This window comes from Armatimonas sp., from assembly GCF_031410135.1.
In the GTDB taxonomy this organism is placed as follows: domain Bacteria; phylum Armatimonadota; class Armatimonadia; order Armatimonadales; family Armatimonadaceae; genus Armatimonas.
Genome location: NZ_JANNYP010000508.1, coordinates 1 through 1,976, shown reverse-complemented (window position 1 = coordinate 1,976; position 1,976 = coordinate 1). Strand labels below are relative to the sequence as shown.

The window sequence follows — 1,976 nt, the reverse complement described above, 5'->3', positions numbered from 1 at the left end:
CGGCGAGACCGTGGCGCTCCTCGGTGCAGGTGCCGTTGGTCGTGAGGTGATCCAGCATCTGAAGCCCTTCTCCTTGCACATCCTGGTCTTCGATCCGTTTCTGAGCGAGGATGCGGCGCGGGCGCTGGGAGTCGAGAAAGTGGGCCTTGATGAAGCCTTCGCACGTGGGATTGTCGTCTCCAACCACCTGGCCAACAACCCACAGACGGCCCAGATGCTCAATGCCGCGCACTTTGCCCAGCTTCGCTCCGGCGCGACTTTTATCAACACCGGGCGTGGGCTGACCGTGGTCGAGAGCGAGCTTGCCGACGTTCTCCGTGCCCGCCCTGATCTAACGGCGCTGCTCGATGTCACCTGGCCCGAGCCCGTCCCCCCCGACTCACCGCTCTGGGAGCTACCCAATGTTCGTCTCAGCACGCATCTCGCAGGCTCTAACGGCAACGAAGTACGCCGCATGGCCGACTGGTGTCTGGACGAGTTTGCGAGCTGGGCGCAAAACAAGCCCCTCCGCTCCGCAGTCACACTGGAGATGCTGGAGACCATGGCCTAAGATCTGGCAGATCCATGAGAAGCGGCGTATAACCTTTATTGCGGTGGAGGAGGACTATGAAGACTCGCTTCAAAATTGTGTGTGGGATAATCGCTTTATTTTCTTTCGGGTCTTGGTGGATGGTAACCAATAGCCCGGATGCTATAAATCGCCGACTAGCACATGCCATCCAGGCTTCCGAGGATACGCAGGAAATTGAAGCACTTCTCGCACGCGGAGCCAATCCCAACTTTCGCTACACAGGGGACGAACCTGGCCTGAAAGAGAGGATCAATGCGCTACTGGTTGGCACCTCGCCTCCTGAACGTGAAGGAATACCTTTACTCTTTCTGGCTTGCTATGAGAGTAATGAAGATACTGTCCGTGCTCTTCTGAAGGACAAAGCGAACCCGAATATCACCTTTGAGCAAGGCAGAACTCCTTTGATGGTGGCTGTCGAAAATGGGAATCCACGTCTTATTCGTCTTCTTCTCGACCATGGCAGCGATCCCAATCATAGAACCGATGCTGGAGCAACCGCTCTCACGCTGGCTCGATTTATACGGCCTAATCTGGTAACACTCCTTAAACAGTCGGGAGCTAGAGAATGAAACGACTCGCAAGAATAATTCTTGTCGTATTTGGTATCTTCGGTGCTTTGAACTTATTGAGCTCCCCATGGGTTTTCTGGGGACAAGCTAATCCTAAAGAGAGTGTGCCTACTTCCTGGTACGAGTGGATGAGAACGCATTGAAACATCGAACAAAAACTCTCGCTACATTATTGGGAATTGCTGTCGCTATCTGTGGTGCAAATCTACAAAGAGCCATATCTCACAAGTCCATGCAGAAAATCCTAGTGCTCAAACTAGAGCCTATCGTAATCGCGATCCCTGACTACTACAGCCCCCTCAGTCCTTGGCGGCAACATGGATCTGACTGCGGCAACAAATAACGCAACCCTATAGGCCCATTCATGGGTCTTGCCGTATCAGCGAGTCGCTTTAAATACCCCATATCCCCCCCCAAGGGCACCTTAGTGGGAGAAGGGGGCCGGGGGGATGAGGGCCGCCGTGGTACCATGACCCCGATATGGCACTCTGGGGCGGACGATTCGAGGGCACGACCGATGCTCTCGTCTGGAAATTTAATCAGTCACTTCCTTTTGACCAGCGGCTCTGGCGCGAGGACATCACCGGCAGCATCGCGCATGCGAAGATGCTGGGTAGGCAGGGCATTGTCCCTGAGGTTGATGCGGCGAAGATCGTCGCAGGTTTAGAGCTACTCTACGTGGATTTGGAGAGCGGCGCGGCGAGCCTGCCGCCCGAGGCTGAGGACATTCACTCTGCCATCGAGACTATGCTCTTTGAGCGCCTGGGCAAAGATGTCGCGGGCAAGCTCCACACGGCGCGCTCCCGCAATGATCAGATCGCTACCGATGTGCGCCT

At 55.3% G+C, this 1,976-nt stretch carries 3 protein-coding genes; all 3 read left to right on the top strand.

The window, feature by feature from the left end:
* Positions 1–550 (top strand): NAD(P)-dependent oxidoreductase (locus RMO15_RS18860; RefSeq protein ID WP_309715283.1); only part of this gene is annotated, 550 nt, incomplete at its 5' end.
* A gap of 56 nt (positions 551–606) precedes the next feature.
* Complete coding sequence (locus RMO15_RS18855) at positions 607–1,140, top strand: ankyrin repeat domain-containing protein (protein ID WP_309715280.1); 534 nt, start codon at positions 607–609, stop codon at positions 1,138–1,140.
* Between the two features lie 480 nt (positions 1,141–1,620).
* On the top strand, positions 1,621–1,976 hold a 356-nt coding region (locus RMO15_RS18850; protein WP_309715277.1), incomplete at its 3' end, for a lyase family protein.